This is a genomic window from Nostoc sp. PA-18-2419, from assembly GCF_005869855.1.
Lineage (GTDB): Bacteria > Cyanobacteriota > Cyanobacteriia > Cyanobacteriales > Nostocaceae > Nostoc.
In genome coordinates this window covers 139727-165918 of record NZ_SZNH01000001.1, presented here as the reverse complement: position 1 = coordinate 165918, position 26192 = coordinate 139727, and the positions used below count along the sequence as shown (strand labels likewise).

Here is a 26192-nt window from a genome sequence, read left to right as displayed (position 1 = left end):
CAGCTACAGCTATATTAAGATAAAAATTACTCTGCATTCTCGTAGTTGTTATGAGTCTCACCACTGGTAAACGCTTTACAATAGCTGAATATCATCGTCTAGCTGAACTCAGCTTCTTTAAAGAGAATGACAGAGTTGAGCTAATTAAGGGCGAAATAATCCAGATGACAGCTAAAGGTACACTGCACTCTGTTTGTGAAACACGCCTAGAGCGAGAATTATATAAGCTAATAGGAGAGCGTGCAATTTTGCGAGGACAACAACCAATTACTTTATCTAATTACAGTGAGCCTGAACCAGATAGAGTAATTGCAAAAAATAGAGATGACGATTATTTAGCAAATCATCCCAGTCCATCTGATATTTTACTCTTAATTGAGATTGCTGATTCCTCCTTAAAATATGACCAGGAGGAAAAGCTACCTATTTATGCAGAAGCAGGTATTTTTGATTATTGGATATTTAATTTAGTAGATAATTATCTAGAATGTTATAGCGAATTTTATCAAAGTTTACAAGGTAAATTTGGTTATCGACATAAGTTTATTTATCTGCCAAATGAATCAGTTAATCTGCCATCTTTTCCTGATTTAGTTCTGGATTTATCTAAAGTATTTCCAGACTATTAAATTAAGATTGATGTGAGTAAGGATGCACGTTTTGTTTCAGCTTTCCTTCGCTAAAAAATTTATACAAACTAAGCTTTCTATTTTTATTGAAAAAATTAATAAAAATATTGGTCAGAGTTGTTGATACTATATAGCTCTCAACCCGCTGCAAATTCCGGATCTATCTGGATTAGAGATGCTGTGTGAGTATTGTATCTCTGATTATAGATGAGTTTGATGTCTTCTAAAGCCAGACGCACGTCTTCTCTGCCTCGAAAACCTTCTAGGCGATGACAGACGATTCCCTTTTTCACCATAATGAGAGTAGCCAATTGAGAAATTTGGAATATTATTTTCCTCTCAAATCAAAGCCTCTAACGCGTGTTGTAAATCATTCGTCACATCAGCAACAGCTTGTCTAGCACCCAAACGATTCTCTTTATATGTTGGGTAACGTTCAGAAATAGATATGGGTTCACCCACAGTAAGTTTTACATTTTGTTTTCCCAATTGCGGACGCTTGACAACTTTATAACCTTCAATCTTAGCAATCATATTCCATAAAATTAGAGTTGTTTCCGCAAACCTTTCTACTGTTGGTTTTTCTTTAATATAGTTACCAGAAACCGCCACGAAACTTTCTACTAAACGCATATGCCACATCCGCGCATTCGCTTCTTCAGCAATCCGATCGCCTAAAGCTTTTTCAACAGCAGATACTCCTTTAACATCTTTAAATTCTTCTCTAAATATATAATTCCAGCCAGCTTGTTCTACTCGCCGACAACGGTCACTCAAAGTACCTTTAGACTGCAAATCAAAATACTGTTCTGATATTAACAGTGCTGCATTCAATAAAGCTTGTAAACGAACTGCTAACGCTTGATTTCTATCTGGAATTTGTTCGGCGACAATCTTCGCATCTGGCAGCTTTTGATGATAGAAACGCGTGTAAAATACTTCCATCAGTGAAAGTAAATGTTCTGCTAAAGTTAACAAACGAGGATAAAGCGATTCTATAGAAGTAAGATTACTTGGTTGTTGTGGATTCACAGGTAAACCACTAGCCGCTTCCAATTCACTCAAAAGATTGGCGATCGCATCCCAAGGAGCATCAACGTAACTATATTTAATCCCAACTGGTACAATTAAAACCTGTTCCTCACGTCCAGCTTTTTGCAAATCCTCAGCACACCAAAAGCCTAGCTGGGCAATACCAGGTTCCAGGGGGCTAATAATTTCTGATAAACCATTGGTAGCACCTTCTGGCGCCGCAGCCATTGGGAATTTTCCATTAGCAAATAAGTCACGCGCCGAACGTAACCCCGTCCAGTCAGCCTTACCCCGCTGAATCGGAGTACCACCTAGCTGAGACAAAATCCAACCAACGTGGGCACCTGCCCATAGAGGAATGCCGCGATCATAGATAAAATGAGCGTGAATCGGAAGTTGTAGCGCTGTGCCTTGCGATCGTGCTACCTTTGGCACGAGTTGAGACAGCAAGTACCCCAAACCAAGCGGATCGTCAGTTTTAGGATGGCGAAAAGCCAATATAAAACGGATCTTTCCCTCCTGAAACTGGCGATAGAGATCTACCAGAACTTCTACATTGTCTGCTTCAATTTTGGTAATAGGTGTTTGCCAATTTATCCAACTGGGTAACAACAGATGCACAACTCGTAGAAATAAAGGGTTGAACGCTGGAGGAATAAATTCTAAAGGTGGCTGTGCTTGATAAATTACATTAGACAAGGTATTTTTCTCCTAAGGTGACTGGGGAATGGGGACTGGAGGAGATAGAAAGATGGGGAAGGTGGGGCCCCCTCTGGGGATAAGGGGTAATGGGGAGGTGGGGAGATAGGAAGATGAAGGAGAAAGTAATTCTTCTTTCCCCCATCTTTGCATCCCCTTATCCCCCCATCCTCTTCCCCAGTCCCTTTGTACTTTATCCTTGATAATTCAAACTTGAGTTGACATAGAAATTAGTGATTTTGGAAAGGTAATAAACGATGCGACTATCACAAATGTTATTCGTTACACTGCGGGATGATCCAGCTGATGCTGAGATTCCTAGCCATAAATTATTACTGCGTGCAGGTTACATTCGTCGCATCGGTAGTGGTGTCTATGCTTATCTCCCGTTGATGTGGCGGGTACTGCAAAAGGTTTCTCAGATTGTGCGTGAAGAAATGAACGCTACAGGTGCCCAAGAATGTCTTTTGCCACAATTACAACCCGCTGATTTATGGAAGGAATCGGGACGTTGGGATACTTACACCAAAGCTGAGGGGATTATGTTTTCCCTAATTGACCGCCGCGAGCAACAATTAGGATTAGGCCCCACCCATGAAGAAGTGATTACAGCGATCGCTCGTGATATGATTCGCTCCTATCGCCAATTACCTCTGCATCTCTACCAAATTCAAACTAAATTCCGCGATGAAATTCGTCCCCGTTTTGGTTTGATGCGCGGACGAGAATTCATTATGAAAGACGGCTACTCTTTCCATGCCGATGAAGCTAGCCTCAAAGAAACTTACCAGGATATGTATCAAGCTTACAGCAATATGCTGCGGCGTTCTGGTTTAGCTTTTCGGGCAGTGGAAGCTGATTCTGGTGCTATTGGTGGTTCTGGTTCCACAGAATTTATGGTGTTGGCGGAAGCTGGGGAAGACGAAGTTCTCTACACTGAAGATGGTAAATACGCTGCTAACGTAGAAAAGGCAGTTTCTTTACCAGCTGATATTGAACCCTCACGGTTTACAAGCTATGAGAAACGCGATACACCTGGAACAGACACGATTGAAACAGTCTCTCAATTCCTCAAATGTTCTCCTACCCAGGTAGTGAAAAACGTCCTTTACCAAACAGTTTATAACAATGGTATAACGGTGTTGGTTTTGGTGAGCATCCGAGGCGACCAGGAAGTTAATGAGGTCAAGTTACAAAATGAATTGACCAAATTAGCTTCTGACTATAAGGCTACAACTATTATTAGTTTGAGCGTACCAAATTCCCAAGCGCAGCAAACATGGACGGCGAAATCTCTGCCTTTAGGCTACATTGCGCCAGACATCGCAGATGATTATATTGCCGCCAATCAACAAATCCATCCCAAATTTTTACGTTTGGTAGATCCAACAGCTGTTGATTTAAAAAACTTTGTTACAGGGGCGAATGAAACTGGCTCTCACGTAGTCGGTGCTAATTGGAATGAGCAATTTAAATTACCCGAGCAAGTAGTGGATGTGCGGAAAGCTAGACCAGGCGATCGCGCTATGCACAACCCAGAACAAGTCCTACAAAGCACTAGGGGAATTGAAGCAGGTCACATCTTCCAATTAGGCACTAAATATTCACAAAGCATGGGAGCAACTTATACCAATGAACAGGGTGAAGAAAAGCCATTAATCATGGGTTGTTTTGGTATAGGCGTATCGCGTTTAGCCCAAGCTGCCGTCGAGCAATCTTACGATAAAGATGGGATTATTTGGCCTGTTAGCATCGCACCTTACCACGCGATTGTCACAATTCCTAATATTAATGATGCTCAACAAGTCGAAATCGCCGAAAAACTTTACACCCAACTCGAGTCAGCCGGAATAGAAACCTTACTCGATGACCGCGATGAACGAGCTGGAGTGAAATTCAAAGATGCAGACTTGATAGGCATACCATACAGAATTGTCACCGGGCGAGCGATCGCCAATGGTAAAGTCGAAGTTGTAGAGAGAGCTACGCGTAAATCTCAAGAAATACCCATTGATGAACTTACAACCACACTTCATAAGTGGATTACCACCGGAATAGAGGTGAAAAATTAAACATCATTCGCGCAGAGGTTCGCAGAATTACTTCTTCACTTAGGACTTTTGTCATATTTCCTTTGCATTCCTTTGCGTTATCCTCAGCGTTCCTCTGTGTTGTAAATTCAATATTAAATCATCTCCAGCAAGAATGAGATTTACATAATTTGGCAGGTGACGGATTAGAAGTGTAAATTCTAAAATCGGATTAAGGACTTGCAAAATTAAAAATAATCGGATTTTGAGGCATCAAACCTCCTCTAAATTGCAGGAAACTCTCCACTTGCCCGTATCGTCTTTAACCAGGCTGCTCCTCACATAACTACCATCTCAGCCCTCAGTCAGGAAGGTTTTGAACATGAAAGACCAACAAGGATCTAATCGTATTTCTCCAGGCATAATTGCAGCTGTCTCAGCAGCGGTTGTAGCGGTGGGTGGCGGCGTGGCTTGGTTAACTACACAATCTAATAATGCTCCTACACCAACCAAACCCTCTGAACGTATCCAACAACCAGCACAGCCATCAACTAGGCAGCCAGTCAATGAGCAAACTGCTAATGTTTATTGGCTTAGACCAAAGGATAAAAATATTGCTTTAGTTCCCCAGCCCGTAAGAGTAGCTAGAGTAGCTGCTGTACGACCCAACCAAGCTTTAGAAGCTGCTTTCCAAAGCTTGTTAGCAGGGCCAACACAAGGGACAGATTTAGAAGGAAAAGATTTTACAACTATCCCTAAGGGAACCAAATTATTGGGGCTAAAAGCGGACAATGATGAAGTTCGCGTTAATTTATCTGAAGAATTTACCAGTGGTGGCGGTAGTGCCTCAATGATCGGTCGTGTGGGACAAGTTGTTTATACTGCAACAACTTTAAATCCCAAAGCCAAAGTGTACATTGACATAAATAGTAAACCTTTAKATGTTTTGGGCGGTGAAGGTKTAGAGTTAGAACAACCACTAACTCGTGAAAGCTTTGACAAAAACTATCCGCTTTAGTCATTAGTCATTGGTCATTGGTCATTAGTTTGTGACAAAGAGCAAATGACAAAAGACAAATAACAAAGGACTTACCGTTTACTATTCAAGACACGAAAGTTACGGGCTTGCTGTTCTAACCTTGTGGCGAGGCGATCGCAAACCCGATTACACAACTCAAAAATCATTTGGTCTTCTACTCTATAATAGGCGCAAGTTCCTTCACTGCGGCGGCTAAGGATTCCTGCTTGCCACATTACCTTCAGGTGTTTTGACACATTTGCCTGAGAAGTCTGTGTTGCCTCTACCAACTCTTGCACGCATTTTTCTTCATCCTGTAGTAAGTGTAGCAGCCGCAGACGCATTGGCTCACTTAACAGGCTGAAGTATTCAGCTACTTGTTGCACCACTTCTGGTGGTAAAGGCAACGTTTGTTTCATCAGGATTAACCCGTAAGGTTTGAAAGTTTTAACGATGAGTCATTTGATATATAGATTAATACTTAATCAGGGTTAATTCGCATCAAAGGTTGACCATATTCTACTGGCTCACCATTTTGCAGCAGAATTTCCATCACTTGCCCAGAGACTTCGGCTTCGATTTCATTCATCAGCTTCATGGCCTCAATGATACAGACTGCTTGACCCTTGCGGACGCGATCGCCCACTTCCACGAATGGTGCTTCACCTGGTGCAGGAGCGCGATAAAATGTCCCTACCATCGGGGAAGGCACTTCTACTAATCTCTGGTCAATGGTTGAGGGGGGATTGACTGACAACTGTAATTGTGTTCCAGGTGCAGCATTTTCAAACATCCGACCTGTCGCCACCTCTGTTACCTGACTTGTAGCCATCTGGTTTGCTGTAGGAAAACCCGATGATAAGCCCGAACCTACTACACCACTTGAGGTCGCTTGACCTACCGCCAACAGATGATTACTGATGCTCACAGCCTTACGTACTGTTAGTTCAAAGTCATTGCTCTTGAGCGTGACTTCTGCAATGTCAGTTTGTGCAATAGTTACCAGTAGTTGGCGGATTTCATTAAAGTCCAATGGCACAGTTTTTATTACCTCGACCTATCCGTAAATTAGCATTTTTAAGTGTGGCAGGGATTTAATCCCTAAATAGGGATTGAAATCGGGATTTGTTTGAGATTGGAATCCAAACTTATTCCTTACCTTCCCTGCCTAAATATTTATCATCACGGGTATCAATTTTGATGCGTTCTCCTTGGGAAATAAACAAAGGAACCATCACAGTTGCACCTGTTTCTAGAACAGCTGGTTTAGTACCACCTGTGGCAGTATCACCTTTTACACCTGGATCTGTTTGCACGACTTCTAGAACTACAGAGTTGGGCAGTTCCACTTCTAGGACTTGTTCCCCCCAACGAATGACGTTAGCTTCCATACCTTCTTTGAGGTATTTTACGCGATCGCCAATTTGTGCTGCACTCAATCTGCCTTCTTCATAGGTTTCCATATCCATAAAGACAAACTCATCGCCTTCTTTATAGGTATGCTGCATTGTGCTTTTTTCTAAAGTGGCTTGGGGTACTGTTTCCCCTGCCCGGAAGGTTTTTTCCACCACACTCCCGTTCTGAACATTTTTCAGTTTAGTTCGTACAAAGGCGGAACCTTTCCCTGGCTTAACGTGGAGAAATTCTACCACTCGCCATACAGATCCATCTAATACAATTGAGACACCAGGTCGAAAGTCGTTGCTGGAGATCATGAAACTTTCAAGTTTTGGAAGACAATCGGCATTTATTGTACCCTTCAAGCGGAGTAATTAGTCATTAGTTGTTCGCTATTTAATCATCGGCATGGAGCATTGTGATTGCCCAGTGCTGATTAAGAGTGAGGAGTTAGGAGTGGTGGGCGTAGTTTCGCTCATTTGACTCATCTACCTCATCTGACTCATTTTTTCACTCAGCACTCAGTATTAGGCAGTGGGTACTCCTACTGTGGGAAGATTATTGATGGGCTACGTCCAGTCAACAATATCAATGCTGCATTTGAGTTATTCCATGCTTAACTTATTAAAATCCTGGCTGAAGAACAGCCTAATAGCAATACTGCTGGTAACAATATTTTTAGGCATAACTACAGCTGGGTGGACTCCCTCTAGTAGCGCCGCGCTGCCAGCTGGCAATGCAATTACTGACGGTAATGCTTTGTTGCGGTATGCACTCCCAATAGATAACAAACCTGTGCGGCAACTACAAGCTAGTTTAGAGGACATCTCTAGCCAACTGCGGGCAAATCGGCGCTGGGGTGCTATTTCCAAAGACATCAGCCAAGCATCCCGCATTCTTGATAAACCCTCCCAAATCCTAGCAAGTGTTCCCCAAGAACGCCAACCCCAAGCAGAAGCTTGGATTAACGAGTTGAAATCTGGTGTGGCTAACCTGCAAGAATTGGCGAACAGCAAAGATAAACAACAAATTTTGCAACAGAGAACTAAACTGCTGAATCTGATCACTGAGCTAGAACAGTCAATGGTGAAGGAATTTCCCTTTGAAGTCCCAGCTCAGTACAGTAACTTGCCACAACTTAAAGGTCGTGCCACAGTGGATTTAAAAACCAATAAAGGCAACCTCACCGTTGTAGTAGATGGTTACAGCGCCCCTGTCACTGCTGGTAATTTTGTGGATTTAGTGCACAAGGGTTTCTATAATGGCTTAGAATTTACCCGTTCTGAAGAATCTTACTTTCTGCAAACTGGAGATCCACCTGGAAAAGAAGTGGGTTTTATTGACCCAAACACAGGCAAATACCGCGCCATTCCTTTAGAAGTCTTGGTTGAAGGAGACAAAGAGCCTACCTACGGCGTTACTCTAGAACAAGCTGGTCGTTACATTGATATGCCAGTTCTACCTTTTTCTGCTTTTGGTGCAGTAGTGATGGCTCGTCCCGAAAGTGAAGTGAATGGAGGTTCTTCGCAGTTTTTCTTCTTTTTGTTTGAACCAGAACTTACTCCTGCCGGACGTAACCTATTAGATGGTCGCTATAGCGTTTTTGGCTATCTTACCGAGGGGAAAGAAGTTTTAGATAAACTCAAAGCAGGCGACAAAATTGAATCAGCAACCGTGGTTCAGGGCATAGAAAATTTGGTTGAGCCGCAAGCCGCATAACAGAGAGTAGGGGAAGATGGGAGAGATGAGCTAGATGAGTGGAGATAAAACTTCTAATTTCTAACTCTTAAATTCTAAATTCCCCTAACTGAAGATTGCCAGCGTTAAACACTTTATCGGGTGCGATCGCTATTTCTGGAAAAGTCCGCGATCCAATTTGCTGGTCGCCACTAGACACAGTCTCTTCGTAAAATCTGGGGAAGGTGGGGCCCCTGTGGGGATAAGGGATAATGGGGAGGCAGGGGAGCAGGGGGAGAACAACTAATGACTAAAGTCAAAGATATTGGTGAACAAGGTCTTTTAGCAAGATTACACCGTTTCTGTTCCCCAGAAATTATTGGTGATGATGCAGCTGTGTTGGTGACGGAACCAGAACAATCTTTAGTCGTCACAACAGATATGCTGGTTGACGGTGTGCATTTTAGCAACCTCACCACTTCCCCAGAAGATGCGGGTTGGCGTGCCGCGGCTGCAAATTTGTCAGATTTGGCAGCGATGGGTGCTTTCCCACTGGGGATTGCTGTTGGACTGGGACTTCCGGGAGATTTGAGCGTGAATTGGGTCGAAAGTTTATATCAGGGAATGACAGAATGCCTGCAAAAGTACAATACCCCGATTGTCGGGGGTGATGTAGTGCGATCACCTGTGACTACTTTGGCAATTACTGCTTTTGGTCAAGTTCACCCCAGTCAAATTATCCGTCGTTCTGCCGCTGTTGTGGGAGATGCGATCGTCGTTACAGGTGTTCATGGAGCCTCAAGAGCTGGCTTAGAATTGCTCTTGCATCCTCAATCAGGACAAAACCTTAACGCCGAACAAAAGACGGCTCTAATCAACGCACATCAGCGTCCACAGCCACGATTAGATGTCTTACCCATCCTCGAAAAAATCTTAAATTCCCAATCCAAAGTCGTTCGACTGAGCGAAACCGAAGTTTCAAATCTCAAATCCAAAATTCCTGTTGCTGGTATGGATAGCAGCGATGGTTTGGCAGATGCAGTAATCCAAATTTGTCGCGCCAGCAGCGTTGGTGCGGTATTAGAACTCAGACAAATTTCCTTACCAACAGCTTTTGACCATTGGCTGACACCAGAGCAAGCGCTGGAATATGCTTTATACGGTGGCGAAGACTTTGAATTAGTACTGTGCTTACCACAACAACCAGCATCAGCTTTAGTAGAACATCTTGGTGAAGGTGCTGCGATCGTTGGCAGAATTACACCAGATTCCACAATACTATTGCACGACGAACAAAAAAAATTCCCTGACCAAGTTCTCACTCTTAGTCAGGGATTTCAACATTTTGGTGATTAGTCCTTTCTCATTTGTCTTAAACTAATGACCAATGACTAAATTTATTGCCACTTCTCGGCGACCAATTCCGCTAAATCCAAGACTCGTTGGCTGTAACCCCACTCGTTGTCATACCAAGCCATGACTTTTACTAAGTCATTACCCATAACCAAAGTCAAGCTAGCATCAACAATTGACGAGGCGTCAGTACCTTGATAATCTGACGAAACCAGTTGTAGTTCGCTGTAATCCAAAATCCCTTTGAGTGAACCTTCAGAGGCATCTTTAAGGGCTTGGTTAACTTCTTCAGTAATAGTACGCTTCTCAACTTGAACTACGAAATCTACCATTGAAACGTTCGGGGTTGGTACACGCAAGGCAACGCCATTTAGCTTGCCTTTAAGTTCTGGGATTACTAGCGCCACTGCTTTTGCCGCACCAGTAGAGGTGGGTACAATGTTGATGGCTGCGGCTCTCGCCCGTCGCAAATCCCGGTGAGAAGCGTCTAGTAAGCGCTGGTCACCTGTATAGCTATGGGTGGTGGTCATCGTACCTTTAATGATGTTGAATTTATCGTTCAACACTTTGGCAATGGGAGCCAAGCAGTTGGTAGTACAACTGGCGTTACTGATAATGTGGTGTACGTTGTGGTCATAGTCATGATGATTCACACCAACCACGAAGGTACCATCCTCATTTTTCCCAGGAGCGGTGATCAGAACTTTCTTGGCTCCAGCATTTACATGTTTAAGCGCTCCTTCTTTGCTGGTAAATACCCCCGTTGCTTCGATAATTAGGTCAATTTCCCAATCTTTCCAGGGCAAGTTTTCTGGGTTGCGATCAGATACGCACTTAACGGTCTTACCGTTAATGATGATGGAGTTATCATCAGCAGTAATGTCAACATCCTTTAACTTCCCTAGCATTGAGTCGTACTTTAACAGGTGAGCATTGGTTCTAGGGTCTGATGTGTCATTGATTGCTACAAGGTCGAGCTTACTATTCTCTCTACCCACCCAGCAACGCGCAAAGTTACGTCCAATACGTCCGAAACCGTTGATTGCAACTCTAATCACAGTGTCTTGCCCTCTGTATTTATGCCTATATGTTAATATCGTTGACCCCAATCATATCGCAAAGGGGGGGACTAAATATAACAATAAAGTGTTGGATAAATAAAAAAACACATAATTTATTCAGATTTACTGGAGTAGAGGTTCTTGTTGGCAATAATATATGATCTCACAGATTCCGGGACTAGATAACGAATTGACTGATGTTCGCGACAAAATTTCCGAATTAGACTTGAGGAAATTCCTACTAAAGGTGTATTCATTAATTGCCAATCAATAGTAGATGCATGTTCATTTATTTGTTCTTCGACTTGCTTGCAGATTAACTCGCTTTGAGTTATAGTCTCACCACCTAGCAGTCGGGGTGCAATTAACCAATCACACATTTGTGCTAATTCGTATCCAYGATACCAATGAGGTAAGGTTTGGAAAGTATCCAAGCCAACAATCCAGTACCAGCGAGTATTTGGGTAACAAGCAGATAAGTCCATCAGGGTGTCAATGCCATAGGAAGTACCAAAGCGTTTTTCCTCCACTGGTGAGACAGTAAACGCTGGGTTATCTTTTATAGCTAATTGCAGCATTTCTACACGATGCTTAAACAAAGTCACTTCTTTGTGAGGAGGATTTAAAGATGGCACCCAAATTACCTTTTCAAGGGATACTTGATGCAAAGCTGTCTCGGCTACGAGCAGGTGTCCCCAATGAATTGGATTGAATGTGCCACCAAAAATTGCTAGTTGCTGCATCCAGTTACGCCTGGTTTTATGAAATTCAAAAATAGTTTGATTGCCAATGTACTATTGTAGTCAATTCTCGCGTAGACTTGATGCAATTTAAAATCAGTTTCACTAACAATGTATTATCGTAGTCAATTCCAGTAAGGTAGCAAAAAATATGTATTTGTCATTACAAGAATTTCTTTCCCGATGCAGCCAAAATTTTGCGAATAATCTTAAGAACAGTTTAGAAATAGCAAAAACCTCCAACCAAGGTAAAATCATTCTGAACTCGCAAAACCAGAGCAGAAACCTCATCCAGGTATCAGGCATGAACATAATACAGCAGTAATTATGGTAAAAATCAAATTCCTGTTATGATACGCGTGTCATTTGTGATTTATGGTGTGGTGTGGTGTAAGAGGAGCAAGAAATGAGTAATTCTGTTGATTTTAGTGGTAGACCATTTCATTTTATTGGCATCGGCGGTATAGGTATGTCTGCTCTGGCATACGTTCTCGCTCAGCGTCAATTTCCAGTATCAGGTTCGGATCTACGTCCAAACCATATTACGCGCAAGTTAGAATCTATCGGCGCTCATATTTTTGGTAAACAAGAGGCAAGTAATCTCGAATTCTTTCGCCCTCAAGAATTGCCTAACTTCGTAGGATTAAATTCGCTAGAAAAATTAGCTGTTGCTACTAACTCAAAACTGCCTCAAGTCATTTGTTCGACAGCAATTAATACAAATAATTTAGAATACAAAGCAGCTCTTGAATTAGGTTGTCCGATTTTACATCGTTCAGATGTACTAGCAGCCTTGATTGCTGATTATTATAGTATTGCAGTGGCAGGAACGCACGGCAAAACTACAACTAGTAGCATGATTGGTTATATGCTGCTCCAAGCAGGTCTAGACCCAACTATTTTAGTAGGTGGTGAAGTCAATGCTTGGGAAGGCAATGCTCGACTGGGACAAAGCCAATATTTGGTAGCTGAAGCAGATGAATCAGATGGTTCTTTAGTAAAACACGCTCCAGAAGTTGGCATCATTACCAATATTGAACTTGATCATCCTGACCACTACGATACACTAGAAGAAGTAGTTGACATCTTCCAAATGTTTGCCAAAGGTTGCAAAACATTGGTAGGTAGTATTGACTGTGCTACAGTGCGCGATCGCTTGCAACCAACAATCAGCTACAGCTTACACTCAGATACCGATGCTGACTACACTGTTACTAATATTGACTATCGTGCTGATGGCACCACAGCTTTAGTTTGGGAGAGAGGCAAAGCCTTAGGCGTCTTGAACTTACAACTGCTGAGTCGGCACAACCTTAGTAATGCTTTAGCCGCAGTTGCTGTTGGTCGTGTCTTAGGCTTAGAATTTGGAGAAATTGCCAAAGGAATCGCCACCTTTGAAGGAGCAAGACGCCGTTTTGAGTTCCGAGGTGAAGTCGATGGTATTACCTTCATCGATGATTATGCTCATCATCCTAGCGAAATTCGAGCTACTCTGGCTGCTGCACGTTTACAGGCAAGACCAGGACAAAGAGTAGTTGCCATCTTCCAACCCCATCGCTACAGCCGTACACTTACTTTTTTAGAAGAATTTGCCCAGTCTTTTACCCATGCTGATTTAGTTGTGCTGACTGATATTTACAGTGCAGGCGAACCCAATTTAGGGCAAATCAGTGGTGAACATCTAACAGCGGAAATTGTCAAGCAACATTCCCAGGTAGTTTATCAACCAACTTTATCATCAGTACGTGAGTTTCTACTACAAACACTGCGTCCAGGAGACTTGGCGCTGTTTTTAGGTGCTGGAAACTTAAATCAAGTGATTCCTGAAGTAATTGCAACGCTTTGTGAGCATGCTAAAGCCACATCATAAGTGAGGATTTTGCGAAGTTCCATTTTTGACGAAAGCGCCAATTTCATCAGGCTTTCATAGTAAATATAATACCGTATTTATACGGTAAATAAATGTAAAAATTTACCAAAAAAAGTAAAAATGAGCATTTCCCAAGCAGCTGGAAACGTCTGCACAGCTTCTGCTTTGAATACAAAGAAACAAACAGCTAATCCGGTGGAGAACGAGGGAATTTACTTACCTAACACTGATTGTGCGATCAAGTCCCAGGCTTCCTTGTCAGCGTTTACTTCTTATAGGGTAGGGGGGGCAGCMCAATGGTACGTTGCCCCTCGAAACTTAGAAGCACTGCAAGCAAGTCTTAAATACGCAAAAGAACATGATTTAAGAGTGACAACACTGGGAGCGGGTTCTAACTTGCTGGTAAGCGATCGCGGGATATCAGGCTTGGTGATTGCCACTCGTCATCTCCGCTTCAGCTACTTTGACCACGAAACAGGGCAATTAACCGTTGCTGCTGGAGAATCAATTCCCAGCTTAGCATGGGAAGCCGCATCACTCGGATGGCAAGGATTGGAGTGGGCTGTTGGCATTCCTGGTACAGTCGGAGGGGCTGTAGTAATGAATGCAGGGGCGCATAATAGCTGTATCGCAGATATGTTAATTAGCGCTCAGGTACTTTCACCCGATGGGAGGCTGGAAACTCTTACTCCTAATCAACTAGGTTATAGCTATCGGACTTCATTATTGCAAGGCGGCGATCGCATAATCACCCAAGCCACCTTACAACTCACACCAGGTGCAGACCCTGCAAAAGTTGTAGCAATTACCAAAGAACACAAAAAGCATCGCCTAACTACTCAACCGTATAATTTCCCCAGTTGTGGTAGTGTGTTCCGCAATCCCAAACCATACAGCGCTGGTTGGTTAATTGAGCAAACTGGTCTTAAAGGATACCAAATTGGTGGAGCGCAAGTCGCCCAACTCCATGCTAACTTCATCGTTAATCGCGGTGGGGCAAAAGCTAGTGATATCTTCTGTCTGATTCGCCACATCCAACATCAAGTACAAGAACGTTGGTCTATTCGCTTAGAACCAGAGGTCAAAATGCTGGGAGAATTTCAAGCTGCTTGTGGATAGAGAGTGGAGAGATGAGCGGGATGATAGATCGGCACAATAGGGGACACACAAGGAGAATAACTCCTAACTTAGCACTCTCAATTCTTAACTCGTAACCACTAACTCAGCACGGGCTAAACACCCCAAAGAAAGCTAACAGCACTCCTTGTTTGGCCCATACCCTACTTTACTATTCCAGAATGCATTAATTATTGGTAAAAAAAGAGGCAAATTACTTACCGCATCTATAATTGAATTTGATTTGTTATTCAACGCATACGCGTAAAACCAATTATGACAGGTAAAGGACAAGGGTTCGGCTTTGGCTTGGGAAAAATGAAAGAATTAGCTGAAGCTTTTAAGAAAGCACAGCAAGTTCAAGAAGGCGCAAAGCGACTCCAAGAAGAATTGGAGCAAATGGAGATTCAAGGAGAATCTGGTGGTGGTCTGGTCAAGGTAATTGTCAGTGGTAACCAAGAACCCAAACGGGTAGAAATTTCTCCAGATGCTTTAGCTGAAGGTGCAGATGTACTTTCTGACCTCGTAACAGCAGCAATGAAAGAAGCATATAACAAGTCAACGGCAACAATGCGGGAACGCATGGAAGACTTAACCAGTGGACTTGAGCTTCCTGGATTTCAATAGTCAACGGTCGTTAGTCATTGGTCATTAGTCATTGGTCACTATTAAAAAGAAAAAAGATAATCCCATAAATAAATTTAGGAAATTTTATAAGAACATATTGTTAGTCGCGGCACTTGACGCTTGAAACAAATGTTTTTATTTCGTTCGTAAATAAATTTCGGGGCTTGTGACCATTTTCTTTTTCTTTAGGGGTGCCTTTTAACTTTTTACTTTTGCCCTATTCGGTCATTAGTTTCAAACAAAGGATAAAGACAAAGGACAAATGACTATTGAACAAAGGACAACGAATATTTATGTCTTACAAGTTGCTGTTTGTCTGCTTAGGTAACATCTGCCGATCACCATCGGCAGAAAATATTATGAATTATCTAATTGAGCAGGCTGACTTGAGGGAGCATATCTTCTGTGATTCCGCTGGTACATCTAGTTATCACATTGGTAGCCCACCTGACAGACGTATGAGTGCGGCGGCTGCTATAAAGCTGGGAATTAAATTGCGTGGTCAGGCACGCCAATTTGAAAAATCAGACTTTCAACACTTTGATTTAATTTTGGCGATGGATCGAGAGAATTATGAGGATATTCTGACTCTCGAGCCAACTAGGCAGTATCACCATAAAGTGCATCTGATGTGTGATTTTTGCTCCCGACACAGCCTTAAGGAAGTTCCAGATCCTTATTATGGCGGACAAGAGGGATTTAATCAGGTGATTGATTTACTGATTGATGCTTGTGAAGGTCTGCTCACCTACATTACCAAGCAAAACCAATAATCTAAGTTAAGAGTTAGGAGTCAGAATTTAGGAGTTAAATTTTTAATTACTCACTGCTCACTCTTAACTCATCATTTTTATTCCACTAAATCATGCTTAATTGCAAAACGTACTAATTCAGCTCGGTTGCTGGTTGAAGTTTTTCTTAATAAGCTGCTAACGTACTTTTCCACTGTTCGAGAACTCAGATGTAGCTGATGGCCCATTTCAGCATTAGAAAGACCATGAGTTAATAGTTCTAAAACTTCCTGTTCTCTATGAGTTAGAGATGAGTGCAATTGGGATTTGTGAATTTGAGTGGACAGAGAATTATCAGCGTCCGCCATTTTTGTAGGAGACGAAATGTTTAAACCGTCTTTATGAGAAAACCGATACTCTGATTGAATGATTTGTGATCGCTCCAAAAGATTGCGAATTGCTGCTGCTAACTCTTCCAGTTCAAAAGGCTTGGGCAAGTATAAATCGCACCCTGATTGATAGCCCAAAATCCTTTCTTGGGTCTTAGTTCGTGCTGTTAATAAAATTACAGGTAATAAACGGAACATTGGTTGTTGACGCACTCGGCGCACTAGTTCATAGCCGTTCATCTGTGGCATGACGATATCCGTGACAATCAAATCAGGATGATACTCATCCACCATTAGCAAAGCTTCTTGACCGTCATTAGCTGTGATTACACAATAGCCAGACAGTTCAAGATAATCGCTAACAGACAGACGAGTGCCCAGATCGTCATCCACTACAAGGATCTTCAAGGGCATGGACAGTACACCCCTAGCATTTTTTACTGAGAAATTTGCTTTTACAGTTCCATCAGTGAACACAGGCAATAATAGTGTTCTTATGTTTCATACTATGACAGGATTACCAGCTAATGACTGCCTCAGGGTTGATATTATAAAGAAAATATGAAATCCTGAGGAAGGGTTAACGAAGTGTAACTCAGCTTCTACTCGCTACACTTAGAAGACTATAGATAGCTTTGTAATTTGTAACAACTCATCAATCAGGCACAGTAAATACTCTCTATTATGTAAATTAATATTAATTTAATCAATAATTTAGTTATTTTCCATTTGTGATTTATTTATGACCGCCAATAATCAATGCCATATACTTCACGCCTAACAATAGATGATTAAAATCGAGGAAACTTAAAGTTACCAGAAAATTTTTAATTAAGAAGTTAAAAAAGCTAAATTAGTAAAATACAGTTTAGCATTTATAGAGGTTATAAAATACACCTGACAATTTATAAACCAATCTAAATAATTTTTTAGGTACATTTAAAGCACACAAATTATCAATGAGTGACAAGAACGAAGGTTACAAAGTTATTAGCGACAACCGTCAAGCCCGTTATTTGTATGAAATTCTAGAAACTTACGAAGCTGGAATTCAGTTGACTGGAACCGAGGTGAAGTCGATTCGTGCAGGTAAAGTCAATCTCCAAGATGGCTATGCTTTGCTTCGCGATGGCCAAGCATGGCTAATCAATGTGCATATCTCACCTTATACAGCTAGTGGACAATATTTTAATCATGAACCACGGCGGACACGCAAGTTGTTGTTGCATCGTCAAGAACTCCGTAAGCTAATCGGCAAGGTAGAACAGCAAGGTTTAACCTTAGTCCCTTTGAAAATGTATCTCAAACGAGGTTGGGTAAAAATCAGTATAGCCCTTGGCAAAGGTAAAAAGTTACATGATAAGCGAGAAGACTTGAAACGTCGCCAAGACCAGCGTGATATACAACGGGCGATGAAAAACTATTAACAGTTGCTATTGCTGAACTACCACATCCGAGTGATAAACTCACTGCGGTGAAAAGCATGTTGTATATCTACAGCGTGAGTTCTAAAAATGCCTAGTTATAGCCGCAGATTGATTTTGCTCATGTTAGGACTCGATACATTGGTGAGTAAGTTTGGATGGCATGAGAGATTTTTATAGTATGAAAAGTAACTTAGTTACATCTGTTGGCGCTGGCATTCTCACCTTGAGCATGGGAATTTTGCCTTTAACTCTATCTGCACAAGCTCAAACAACTACTGATCCTGGAGTTAATACTACTCCAAGGACAACCACTTCTGAGCGCAATGATTTTGATTGGGGTTGGTTGGGATTAATTGGTCTATTTGGTCTAGCTGGTTTGGGTGGGAGAAAGCGTGATGAGGAACCAGCACGTTATCGCGACCCTAATGCTCCTGGGGCTACTAGCTACAGAGACTAAGACCATTTTTGATTTTAGATTTTGCAAAAAGTCCAGCTAGTGCACTCTTGCGGGTTTTCCAACTTGAAGCAGCTGGCGTCATGGCTGCGGCTTGAGCTGGTCTGTTAGCACTGCGTTAACAATGCAGAAGCGTTACTTCTCAAGACAGATTTTGAATTGGAAATCATCTTCTATCTCTGTGTTTTGTAAATCCATCTGTGAGAATAATTTTTTAAATTGGTACAAGCAACTCAAAATACTTTTAGTAAGTTGCTATCGGTTTACAAAATTCCAAAATTGTCAGTTGTTATGAACAAAAACAACTGACAACTTAATTTATATTAGTTTGGAGCTAATTGTGAGTTAGTTGAATTTGTTTGATTTTGAGCTAAAGGTGTCCAATAGCTAGCAATTAAGGCAACTATCAGCCACCAGAGGGTATTGACTTCAGGACGATACCAGACAGTGTCTACGGTGCCGTGAGCTAGCATACCCAACAAAATAGCGATCGCTCCAATTAACCAAAATCCTTCTACATTTCTAAGTTGTCGCAATCGTGCCATTTGCATAAATGCTGTATTAAATGTCACAATTATCAACCATAGAAAACAGGCTAAACCAACAAAGCCAGTTTCTACAGCCACTTCTAGGATAATCGAATAAGCACTTAAAGCAGTGTAACGAGGATGTTGGTAAAGCGGGTAAACTTTATTAAAAGAGTTGTGACCAGGGCCGATGCCGAAAATTGGGCGATCGCGAATCATCTCAAACACAGCATCCCACACATTACGGCGAAAATTATTACTGCTATCTTGACGATCAACAAAAATACTAAGTACCCGCAAGCGCACTGGCTCTACAAATATCACTCCTAGTAGCAAGACCCCAATCAAGCCTCCCAAGACGATGGGTAGCGACCAAGTACGCCAAAAGGGAGGCATTTCTACACTCTTCCAATAAACTAGCAATGCCATCGCAGCTAAAATTGCCACCACCAGTCCAATCCAACCACCACGACTAAAAGTCAGAATTAAACAGGCAGTATTGACAATAAACATTGTTAATGCCAGAGCTTTTTTAAGCCAGCTTTGCCATACAAAAATTGCCACTAAGCTAAAAATTACTGCTGGCAACAAGTATCCAGCCAACAAGTTAGGATTGCCTAAATAACTGTAGACCCTTGTAGTCTTAGACAGAGGAGATTCTGGATCAACCCAAGTTGCCAGTGCTGTGGCTCCAAAAAACCATTGTCGCAAACCATACACACTGACAATTAATGAGACGTGGAGGTAAAGGATGATAATCGCAGACCGAAGACGAGGCGACCTTAATACCCTCGCACAAAGGACAAATAGTAGCAAATACAGGCTTAAGGTTGCCAAATCGTTAAGTGCTGCCTTTTTGACTGGTGATAAGGCTGTTGCTACTGCGGCAATTCCCCAGTACAGCAATACCAACAGGTGAATCGGGGTAACTGAGGAGACATTTGTCGTTGCTTGCTCGGATAAAGTCAACAGTAGCCAAAATCCTGCACAAGCTACCAGCAACAAACCAACCAAGGTACTGGAACTAAAAGGTGCAAGGGCATACACTAAGCACAGTAAAGCAGCTGCTATCGGATCTCCCCACTGGATAAAGACGCTGGTTTGCCGCCAAGAACTCAACATTCCTACCACAGAACGGTGGACATAACTGGTAGCTAGATATTCTTTAAGCGGTAAAGATGATAAGGTAAATCGTTGCCAGACTAAATTCATAAAAAACATTGCGATCGATTAGCCTGCCTACGCAGAACTTGGAATCAATCATAATGTGTATAGTCATAAAAAGGTAATAATGTAGATTATAAATGAGTGATGGCACTCTTATTCATTGCCATCAGTTTCACCTTTAATCCCAAAGCCTTCTGCTAATAGTAATAAAAGATAGCTGTTGATTAACCCTTCATGTATTCCATATCGAACTTTTATTTGATTTTTGAAAAAACCCTGTACAACTGGAAAAACCTAATCTAATTCTCTACTCCCAAACACCACTTGACGGCAGTTGCTCATGAGGGCGACCTTTGTCCCCCCAGTGGCTCCTCCCTGCCACAAGTAAATAATTTCAAAAATCAAAACGAATTACTATAGACAATAAATTGATTGAAAATATTTCTTTTCTAATCTTCAATCCCCATTGCTTGAAATCAAATCTCGCTAATTGCTTGTGAGGGAGTCGCCAGTTGTAGTGGCAAAGAAAGTACATAACGGTATCCTGATTCTGATGAACCTTGAATCAAAATTTGTCCACCATGCAACTCTGCCAGTTGACAACTTAGCAACAGACCTAAGCTTTCGCGAGAAAGACTTCCATTTCCTTTAGTTAAATTTATACCTGAAGTAGAAGTAAATAGACTTAAGTAGGAATCACTTAAGTTTTTTAACTTATCCAGTGCTACTGGTGAAATATCTGGTTGTTCCTGGCTTTCTTTACCAGAATTATAACTTGCTACCTCACCTGTCAATTCCAGTAACGACAGAGAATTGAGGCGGAAGTAAGGATCGACCTCAGTAATACCATCTCCCAACCAGGGATGGGAAACCCAAATAGTAATGTTGAGAGTATCTTCTTTATATGAGACATGAATGCGAACAACACTACCTGTAGCTGAAAGTTGAATCACACTGAAAACCAGGTGATACAGAATTTGCCGTACCTTATCTTTATCTAAAGGCCAAATCCGATTGCGTCCCGGTTCTATCGAGAGACGAATATCTTGGTCGCGGCGAGTAGCTGCTTCTTCTAGGGTATTGATAGCTTGTTGACAGAGCATTTCAATATCCACAGGAGCTAGATTTAATACAGTTAAGTTATCATCCATAGTTCCCAGTTCGGTAATTTCGTTTACTAGAGAAAGTAAGTACCGACCACTGTGTTGGATAATTTCTAAATATTCTCTTTGTTTAGTTGTCAAAGGCCCGTAAATTTCGCGTCCGAGAACACTAGCCATCCCAAGTACAGATGTTAAGGGTGTGCGTAACTCCTGAGTTAGCTGTTCCAAAAGTTGCAGTTTTAGTTGCTTGGTAGAAACAGAGTCACTTTCTAAAATGGGTGCAGTGATTTTAATTTCAGTGTTACGTTCGTCGTTGAGTGAAAATATAGGAGCTGCGGGAGTGCTTGATTCGAGTCTCGCTTGCAAAAGTCGGTTGCGCTCAAATTCACTCATACTCCAACGAGCAATAATTTGTAAAAACTCAATGTCTCGGTTTGTAAAATTGCGCGGTACTAGATCCATCACCGCTAATGCACCTAAACAATGTCCTGAAGCATCAATAAGTGGCGCTCCCAAATAAGCACGAATGCCATAATCCTGCACTAACTTGCTATTAGCCAATATCGGATCTGTAAGTTTATGTGTATCATTAATTACGAATATTTGAAAACTCTCTACTACCTGGGTGCAAAAAGATTCTGTGCGTGAAAGTTGGCGGTTTTGTGCCAAATGATTCATTAGTCCCAGTCTAGATAAACCCACTGCTGACTTAAACCAGTGGCGTTCTCTATCCACAAATCCCAAAATGGAAATTGGTGCTTCCAAAAAGTGGGCAGCAGTTTGAGTGGCTTCTTCAAAAACCGGAATTGTTTCTGGTTGTCGTAAACCCAGATCTGACAAAGCTTTGAGGCGTTGTTGTTCTCTTGTTTCCTGAGAAGTCCAACCATCCTTTAGGGCAAATAATTTGTTTTCAGGCTCTACCATTGCCACTGCTACCTTAATAATTTCTCGATAATGTAAATTGATATATGCCCTATTTCTGGGTTATCAATTGCTATTTTTAAGCATTCCCTAATTTTGCCTCTGACAAACAAGTCAGAGGCAAAAAATTTTTACCTCTTCCATAAGTCGGCTACGGAGTCTGTGCTAGTTACTATTTACTGGTACTGAATGTTCTCTATCGAGCGCTGATGTAGTCTCTATTACTTCAAATTTTGCAATCAGACTGCGTTAGATTTTGATTAAGCTAGGGTAACCTAACTTTAAGGATACAATAAAAGACCTATGATTCTTGATGTACAAAACGGAAAATTTTTGTTAGGATATTTAGCGTATTTTTACTTAAAAAAAGTTATTTTAATGTAATTATTAGTAACAAAAATTCCTGGTAATAGCTAGTACCGTTGCGCCAATTTCATAATTAAAAATTTGTTTAGCAAATTTGAGATACTACATTGGAGAGCCAGTTATGTCTTTTTGGCTTGCACAAATGACCGACTGAAGTCTAGACTTTTGACTCAAATCAAGTGGCATCTGAATATTTAGAAACTAACTTACCCTGCTCTAGGCAAGCTACAGAGTTTTTGCAATTTAAAAAATTCATATTTTTTAGGTGGAAGGTAGTTATTTAGACTAAACAAGATAAGTAGTTTCTATAAATAGATTAAAACTATTATATTCTAATAGAGAAAATCAATTTATTATAAATAAAAATAAAAATAAATTATATAAAATAGTTCTAATTTTATTTTTAAATAACCCGAAATAAATACAAACAAGTAGTGAATTAGAGGACAAACAATAATGAATAAAATGGCTATTAGAGTTCCTTTTGTAGACCTAAGGTTACAACACGAACCAATTCAAGCGCAGCTGCAAAATGCAATCCAATCTGTTTTGGATCGGGGTGATTTTATTTTAGGGCAAGCACTCTCAGATTTTGAAGCAGCATTTGCGGCAGTGTCTGGGGCAAAGTATGGAGTTGGTGTGGCATCAGGAACAGATGCGATCGCCTTGGGATTACAAGCGTGTAATATTGGTGTTGGCGATGAAGTGATTTTACCGGCAAACACTTTTGTCGCAACCTTGATTGGAGTCTTACGCACCGGTGCAAAGCCAATTTTAGTAGATTGCAATCGCCAAGCTTTAATCGACTTAAAAGCAGCAGCAAAGGCAATTACACCTCATACTAAAGCAATTATTCCTGTGCATCTTTATGGTCAAATGGTATCACCACAGAATCTATTCGACTTTGCTGATACCTACAAACTACTAATTTTTGAAGATGCAGCACAAGCACACCTCGCCCAAAGAGACGGATATCACGCTGGTTCAGTCGGAATAGCAGCAGCTTTCAGTTTCTATCCCAGCAAGAATTTGGGAGCATTTGGAGATGGGGGAATGCTACTGACACAAAATTCAGATGTAGCTCAGAAGATGGCACGCTTGCGAAATTATGGCGCATCGCAAAAATATTTTCACACGGAACCAGGCACAAATAGCCGCCTAGATACTTTGCAAGCGGCTATCTTGCACCAGAAACTACCATATTTACCACAGTGGAATCGCGATCGCTTAACTATCGCCGAGGAATATGATCGAGAATTAGCACCTTTAGCAACTTTTGGTATTATTCCACTAGAAAACCAAAGTGATACAGGACATGTTTATCATCTTTATGTGATTAGAGTTGATGATTCCTGCCCTATAGAACGCCAGCAACTCCAGGAAGAACTAATAGTAGCGGGAATTCAAACTGGTATTCATTATCCCATTCCTTGTCATCTCCAGCCAGCATTTACCTATTTAGGCTATCAGCCTGGAGATTTTCCCCAAGCAGAAAAGTTATCGAAGCAAATATTATCATTACCTATGTATCCTGGTTTGAGCAGTAGCCAAATCAAAGAAGTTGTAGCAGCAATTGCCAATGCAGTTTCAAAGGATTCTGAGCTAGATAAATCCTACTCTGTAAATCTTAGTCGTTAGTCATTGGATATTGGCCAAACAGAGCATAAGGCATTAGTTTTAAATAAATGACAAATGACTAATGACAAAGCGCAAAGTTGAGCCACTGCTACCTCAGCGCCCTGTGTCCCAAAGCAAGTGGCGTTGAGCAGAGGCTTCCTTTGCTCGTAACTTTGTAACAAAGGACTAATGACCAATAATTAATTAAAATCATGGCACTCCAGCAACAAATTAGAAATAGAAACGTGTCAGGCTTGTTAAATTTAGCCATCTTAGGCGTTTTGCTGCTGCTTTATGCTCCTATATTGCTACATTGGCTGGATGGTTGGCTAAACAAGAATATTAGTACAGAACACGAATATTTTAGTCACGGGATTATTGGTCTACCATTTGCCGCTTATTTGGGCTGGTTGAAGCGGAAACAGTGGGCACGTTTACCAGATACTACCCATCCTTTAGGCGGTATTTTGTTGTTATTAGGAGGAGTATTTTATCTGAGTGGTGTTAGAGAGTGGGTTAACCTTTCGCTGCCCGTTATCCTAGCAGGATTATGCTTGTGGTTTAAAGGAATATCAGGTTTGCGATTACAAGCATTTCCGTTGCTACTGGTATTTCTGGCAACCCCGACAGCAGTACCCTACCTGATTGCTCCTTATACCTTGCCTCTTCAAAGCTTCATTGCCGGCACCGCAGGCTTCATACTCAATCAGTTTGGTATGGAAGTAACTGTAGATGAGATAAATCTCTACGTAGGAGGACGAATTGTGGAAGTCGCCCCCTATTGTGCAGGATTAAAAATGTTATTTACTACTCTCTATGTCGGCTTGATGTTGCTTTATTGGACAGGCGCGTTATCTTCACGTCGCACAACTATATCGTTTTTATCTATTGGTGTGATTGTTAGTATTACTGCCAATATTATTCGTAATACCTTACTGACTTTCTTTCACGGCACAGGTCAAGAAGCGGCTTTTAAATGGCTTCATGAGGGTTGGGGCGGTGACCTATACTCTGCTTGTATGCTGGTGTCATTAGTGCCTTTACTTAATTGGATTAATAACTATTTCTCTGCATCTGAAGAAACTGAGGATGCGGTATAAGGTATCAGGTATTAGAAAAAATATTCTTAGTTCCTAGTTCCTCATCTTTGCGTAGGGGACTGGCAAATAAAAAATATCCCACTGTTGAGTGTCAACAACAAGCCAGTGCATTGCGGAGGTTCCCCCCGTTGTAGCAACTGGCGTTCATTAGTCATCAGTCAACAGGGGAGCAACTTCAAACGGGATAATTTATTTGTTGGAGTTCCCTAAGTCCTAAATATCACCGAACTCATAGTGTGATTTTTTAAAGTAAAATTTTGCCTAAGTATTGCAAATTTTACTGATGATTTCCTTCTCTAAATTTTTTAAACAAAACCAATTGAGTCAGGTAGCAGCACTTTTGTTATTGCTAGTACTGTTGGTGATGGGAGGGGTTCCCGGATACCTAACAGGACACTGGCAATGGAAACAGCCGCCACCCGTGGCTAATCTCAAGGAATTAAGGCAAATCCGCAAGACTGGGTTAACTATTCCTGGTTGGCAAACTATTGAACAAACAGAACAGCAAATAGGCGAACATAAATGGTCTTTGCAGGTAATTAAAAAAGTAGGCTCCGAAACTCAGGCAATTCTACTTTTGTTGCCGCAAAACGGTCCTATGGATCAACCAGAGGTAGAGTGGACAGAGGTTAACGGTTGGGGAAGATTACGTTGGGGAAGATGGGACGTAGCTCAATCTCGTGGTGCTGAATTTAGTGTCAAACCGTCTTTGAAGTTGGCTTCTAATGCTGAAACGAAAGTAAAAGCTAGGTTCTTTCGCGCCTCCACACAACAGGAAACCTTTGCTGTCTTACAATGGTATGCTATGCCAAACGGTGGAAATCCATCACCTTTAAACTGGTTTGTCGCAGACCAATTGGCACAATGGCGTAAGCAGCGCACTCCTTGGGTAAGCGTGAGTATTCTAATTCCAATGGAACCTTTAGGACAAGTAGAAACATCTTGGCCTTTAGCTGAGTCTATTGGTGAAACGGTGCAGGCTGCATTGATGACTTTTATGTAGATTATGTCACAGTTACATTTGTGCAGAAACTCAAAGAAGTATTTGTGCGATCATTATATGCCTGAAACTGAGTTAAAAGATGTTTAAAATATGAAGTTAGAAATTAAAAATGACACAAGTTTTCGGCTTTTTCTTGG

24 protein-coding genes are annotated in these 26192 nt (G+C 41.5%); 14 read left to right on the top strand and 10 right to left on the bottom strand.

What is annotated here, in order from left to right:
• The first annotated feature begins 50 nt into the window (after positions 1-50).
• Positions 51-629: a Uma2 family endonuclease gene (locus FCR06_RS00685; RefSeq protein ID WP_138496943.1), complete on the top strand. Its 579-nt coding sequence runs from the start codon at positions 51-53 to the stop codon at positions 627-629.
• Positions 630-766: 137 nt separating this feature from the next.
• On the opposite strand, the gene FCR06_RS32310 is transcribed toward FCR06_RS00685, so the two are convergent.
• Together FCR06_RS32310 and FCR06_RS00680 are read right to left on the bottom strand one after the other, a co-directional pair.
• Positions 767-940, bottom strand: coding sequence for a hypothetical protein (locus FCR06_RS32310; RefSeq protein WP_189523282.1), 174 nt, complete (start codon positions 938-940; stop codon positions 767-769).
• Between the two features lie 28 nt (positions 941-968).
• Positions 969-2360 carry a 1-acyl-sn-glycerol-3-phosphate acyltransferase gene (locus FCR06_RS00680; protein WP_138496942.1) on the bottom strand — a complete coding sequence of 464 codons (1392 nt, stop codon included), beginning with the start codon at positions 2358-2360 and terminating at the stop codon, positions 969-971.
• 257 nt (positions 2361-2617) lie between these two features.
• On the opposite strand from FCR06_RS00680, the gene FCR06_RS00675 reads away from it, so the two are divergent.
• Both FCR06_RS00675 and FCR06_RS00670 read left to right on the top strand, forming a co-directional pair.
• A complete protein-coding gene (locus FCR06_RS00675) occupies positions 2618-4432 on the top strand; it encodes a proline--tRNA ligase (protein ID WP_138496941.1) in 1815 nt (604 codons plus the stop codon).
• A gap of 340 nt (positions 4433-4772) precedes the next feature.
• The gene (locus FCR06_RS00670) at positions 4773-5408 is read left to right on the top strand and encodes a GerMN domain-containing protein (RefSeq protein WP_138496940.1); all 636 of its coding nucleotides are present in this window, start codon (positions 4773-4775) and stop codon (positions 5406-5408) included.
• A gap of 71 nt (positions 5409-5479) precedes the next feature.
• Here FCR06_RS00670 and FCR06_RS00665 read toward each other — a convergent pair whose 3' ends face one another.
• The 3 genes from FCR06_RS00665 to efp form a co-directional block, all read right to left on the bottom strand.
• Positions 5480-5827 carry an ArsR/SmtB family transcription factor gene (locus FCR06_RS00665; RefSeq protein ID WP_138496939.1) on the bottom strand — a complete coding sequence of 116 codons (348 nt, stop codon included), beginning with the start codon at positions 5825-5827 and terminating at the stop codon, positions 5480-5482.
• 62 nt (positions 5828-5889) lie between these two features.
• Positions 5890-6447, bottom strand: coding sequence for an acetyl-CoA carboxylase biotin carboxyl carrier protein (accB, locus tag FCR06_RS00660; RefSeq protein ID WP_138496938.1), 558 nt, complete (start codon positions 6445-6447; stop codon positions 5890-5892).
• 109 nt (positions 6448-6556) lie between these two features.
• Positions 6557-7123 (bottom strand): elongation factor P, encoded by a 567-nt coding sequence (gene efp, locus FCR06_RS00655; protein ID WP_138496937.1) that lies wholly within the window; start codon positions 7121-7123, stop codon positions 6557-6559.
• A gap of 295 nt (positions 7124-7418) precedes the next feature.
• Here efp and FCR06_RS00650 point away from each other — a divergent pair, with 295 nt between their 5' ends.
• Together FCR06_RS00650 and thiL are read left to right on the top strand one after the other, a co-directional pair.
• The gene (locus FCR06_RS00650; protein ID WP_189523297.1) at positions 7419-8525 is read left to right on the top strand and encodes a peptidylprolyl isomerase; all 1107 of its coding nucleotides are present in this window, start codon (positions 7419-7421) and stop codon (positions 8523-8525) included.
• Between the two features lie 264 nt (positions 8526-8789).
• Entirely contained in the window at positions 8790-9839 is a 1050-nt protein-coding gene (gene thiL / locus FCR06_RS00645) for a thiamine-phosphate kinase (protein ID WP_138496936.1), read from the top strand.
• Between the two features lie 41 nt (positions 9840-9880).
• On the opposite strand, the gene FCR06_RS00640 is transcribed toward thiL, so the two are convergent.
• On the bottom strand, positions 9881-10894 hold the full coding sequence (locus tag FCR06_RS00640) for a type I glyceraldehyde-3-phosphate dehydrogenase (RefSeq protein ID WP_138496935.1): 1014 nt from the start codon (positions 10892-10894) through the stop codon (positions 9881-9883).
• A gap of 116 nt (positions 10895-11010) precedes the next feature.
• Complete coding sequence (nadD, locus tag FCR06_RS00635) at positions 11011-11640, bottom strand: nicotinate (nicotinamide) nucleotide adenylyltransferase (RefSeq protein WP_138496934.1); 630 nt, start codon at positions 11638-11640, stop codon at positions 11011-11013.
• A gap of 403 nt (positions 11641-12043) precedes the next feature.
• On the opposite strand from nadD, the gene murC reads away from it, so the two are divergent.
• The 4 genes from murC (at position 12044) to FCR06_RS00615 (ending at position 16023) form a co-directional block, all read left to right on the top strand.
• The gene (murC, locus tag FCR06_RS00630) at positions 12044-13507 is read left to right on the top strand and encodes a UDP-N-acetylmuramate--L-alanine ligase (RefSeq protein WP_138496933.1); all 1464 of its coding nucleotides are present in this window, start codon (positions 12044-12046) and stop codon (positions 13505-13507) included.
• Positions 13508-13627: 120 nt separating this feature from the next.
• Complete coding sequence (murB, locus tag FCR06_RS00625; RefSeq protein WP_138496932.1) at positions 13628-14626, top strand: UDP-N-acetylmuramate dehydrogenase; 999 nt, start codon at positions 13628-13630, stop codon at positions 14624-14626.
• A 273-nt stretch (positions 14627-14899) separates the two neighbouring features.
• Complete coding sequence (locus FCR06_RS00620) at positions 14900-15250, top strand: YbaB/EbfC family nucleoid-associated protein (RefSeq protein ID WP_138496931.1); 351 nt, start codon at positions 14900-14902, stop codon at positions 15248-15250.
• A gap of 293 nt (positions 15251-15543) precedes the next feature.
• Entirely contained in the window at positions 15544-16023 is a 480-nt protein-coding gene (locus FCR06_RS00615; protein ID WP_138496930.1) for a low molecular weight protein-tyrosine-phosphatase, read from the top strand.
• A gap of 77 nt (positions 16024-16100) precedes the next feature.
• Here FCR06_RS00615 and FCR06_RS00610 read toward each other — a convergent pair whose 3' ends face one another.
• A complete protein-coding gene (locus tag FCR06_RS00610) occupies positions 16101-16784 on the bottom strand; it encodes a response regulator transcription factor (protein ID WP_138496929.1) in 684 nt (227 codons plus the stop codon).
• 545 nt (positions 16785-17329) lie between these two features.
• On the opposite strand from FCR06_RS00610, the gene smpB reads away from it, so the two are divergent.
• Together smpB and FCR06_RS00600 are read left to right on the top strand one after the other, a co-directional pair.
• Positions 17330-17797 carry an SsrA-binding protein SmpB gene (smpB, locus tag FCR06_RS00605; protein ID WP_138496928.1) on the top strand — a complete coding sequence of 156 codons (468 nt, stop codon included), beginning with the start codon at positions 17330-17332 and terminating at the stop codon, positions 17795-17797.
• A gap of 178 nt (positions 17798-17975) precedes the next feature.
• Positions 17976-18254 carry a WGxxGxxG family protein gene (locus tag FCR06_RS00600; protein ID WP_138496927.1) on the top strand — a complete coding sequence of 93 codons (279 nt, stop codon included), beginning with the start codon at positions 17976-17978 and terminating at the stop codon, positions 18252-18254.
• A gap of 320 nt (positions 18255-18574) precedes the next feature.
• On the opposite strand, the gene FCR06_RS00595 is transcribed toward FCR06_RS00600, so the two are convergent.
• Positions 18575-19990: an IctB family putative bicarbonate transporter gene (locus tag FCR06_RS00595; protein WP_138496926.1), complete on the bottom strand. Its 1416-nt coding sequence runs from the start codon at positions 19988-19990 to the stop codon at positions 18575-18577.
• Between the two features lie 431 nt (positions 19991-20421).
• Positions 20422-21972 (bottom strand): GAF domain-containing sensor histidine kinase, encoded by a 1551-nt coding sequence (locus FCR06_RS00590; RefSeq protein ID WP_138496925.1) that lies wholly within the window; start codon positions 21970-21972, stop codon positions 20422-20424.
• Positions 21973-22791: 819 nt separating this feature from the next.
• Between FCR06_RS00590 and FCR06_RS00585 the strand changes: the two genes are divergently transcribed.
• The 3 genes from FCR06_RS00585 (at position 22792) to FCR06_RS00575 (ending at position 26055) form a co-directional block, all read left to right on the top strand.
• A complete protein-coding gene (locus FCR06_RS00585; RefSeq protein ID WP_189523281.1) occupies positions 22792-23973 on the top strand; it encodes a DegT/DnrJ/EryC1/StrS family aminotransferase in 1182 nt (393 codons plus the stop codon).
• A gap of 191 nt (positions 23974-24164) precedes the next feature.
• Positions 24165-25052, top strand: a complete 888-nt coding sequence (gene crtB / locus FCR06_RS00580) for a cyanoexosortase B (RefSeq protein ID WP_138496924.1) — start codon at positions 24165-24167, stop codon at positions 25050-25052.
• A gap of 283 nt (positions 25053-25335) precedes the next feature.
• A complete protein-coding gene (locus FCR06_RS00575; RefSeq protein WP_138496923.1) occupies positions 25336-26055 on the top strand; it encodes a cyanoexosortase B system-associated protein in 720 nt (239 codons plus the stop codon).
• The last annotated feature ends 137 nt before the right edge of the window (positions 26056-26192 follow it).

What these genes read in the sequence shown, in the direction of transcription:
- FCR06_RS00685 (WP_138496943.1), top strand. Translation starts at nt 51, where the DNA reads ATGAGTCTCACCACTGGTAAACGCTTTACAATAGCTGAATATCATCGT.
- FCR06_RS00675 (WP_138496941.1), top strand. Translation starts at nt 2,618, where the DNA reads ATGCGACTATCACAAATGTTATTCGTTACACTGCGGGATGATCCAGCT.
- FCR06_RS00665 (WP_138496939.1), bottom strand. Translation starts at nt 5,827, where the DNA reads ATGAAACAAACGTTGCCTTTACCACCAGAAGTGGTGCAACAAGTAGCT.
- efp (WP_138496937.1), bottom strand. Translation starts at nt 7,123, where the DNA reads ATGATCTCCAGCAACGACTTTCGACCTGGTGTCTCAATTGTATTAGAT.
- FCR06_RS00650 (WP_189523297.1), top strand. Translation starts at nt 7,419, where the DNA reads ATGCTTAACTTATTAAAATCCTGGCTGAAGAACAGCCTAATAGCAATA.
- thiL (WP_138496936.1), top strand. Translation starts at nt 8,790, where the DNA reads ATGACTAAAGTCAAAGATATTGGTGAACAAGGTCTTTTAGCAAGATTA.
- murC (WP_138496933.1), top strand. Translation starts at nt 12,044, where the DNA reads ATGAGTAATTCTGTTGATTTTAGTGGTAGACCATTTCATTTTATTGGC.
- FCR06_RS00620 (WP_138496931.1), top strand. Translation starts at nt 14,900, where the DNA reads ATGACAGGTAAAGGACAAGGGTTCGGCTTTGGCTTGGGAAAAATGAAA.
- FCR06_RS00615 (WP_138496930.1), top strand. Translation starts at nt 15,544, where the DNA reads ATGTCTTACAAGTTGCTGTTTGTCTGCTTAGGTAACATCTGCCGATCA.
- FCR06_RS00610 (WP_138496929.1), bottom strand. Translation starts at nt 16,784, where the DNA reads ATGCCCTTGAAGATCCTTGTAGTGGATGACGATCTGGGCACTCGTCTG.
- smpB (WP_138496928.1), top strand. Translation starts at nt 17,330, where the DNA reads ATGAGTGACAAGAACGAAGGTTACAAAGTTATTAGCGACAACCGTCAA.
- FCR06_RS00600 (WP_138496927.1), top strand. Translation starts at nt 17,976, where the DNA reads ATGAAAAGTAACTTAGTTACATCTGTTGGCGCTGGCATTCTCACCTTG.
- FCR06_RS00595 (WP_138496926.1), bottom strand. Translation starts at nt 19,990, where the DNA reads ATGAATTTAGTCTGGCAACGATTTACCTTATCATCTTTACCGCTTAAA.
- FCR06_RS00590 (WP_138496925.1), bottom strand. Translation starts at nt 21,972, where the DNA reads ATGGTAGAGCCTGAAAACAAATTATTTGCCCTAAAGGATGGTTGGACT.
- FCR06_RS00585 (WP_189523281.1), top strand. Translation starts at nt 22,792, where the DNA reads ATGAATAAAATGGCTATTAGAGTTCCTTTTGTAGACCTAAGGTTACAA.
- crtB (WP_138496924.1), top strand. Translation starts at nt 24,165, where the DNA reads ATGGCACTCCAGCAACAAATTAGAAATAGAAACGTGTCAGGCTTGTTA.
- FCR06_RS00575 (WP_138496923.1), top strand. Translation starts at nt 25,336, where the DNA reads ATGATTTCCTTCTCTAAATTTTTTAAACAAAACCAATTGAGTCAGGTA.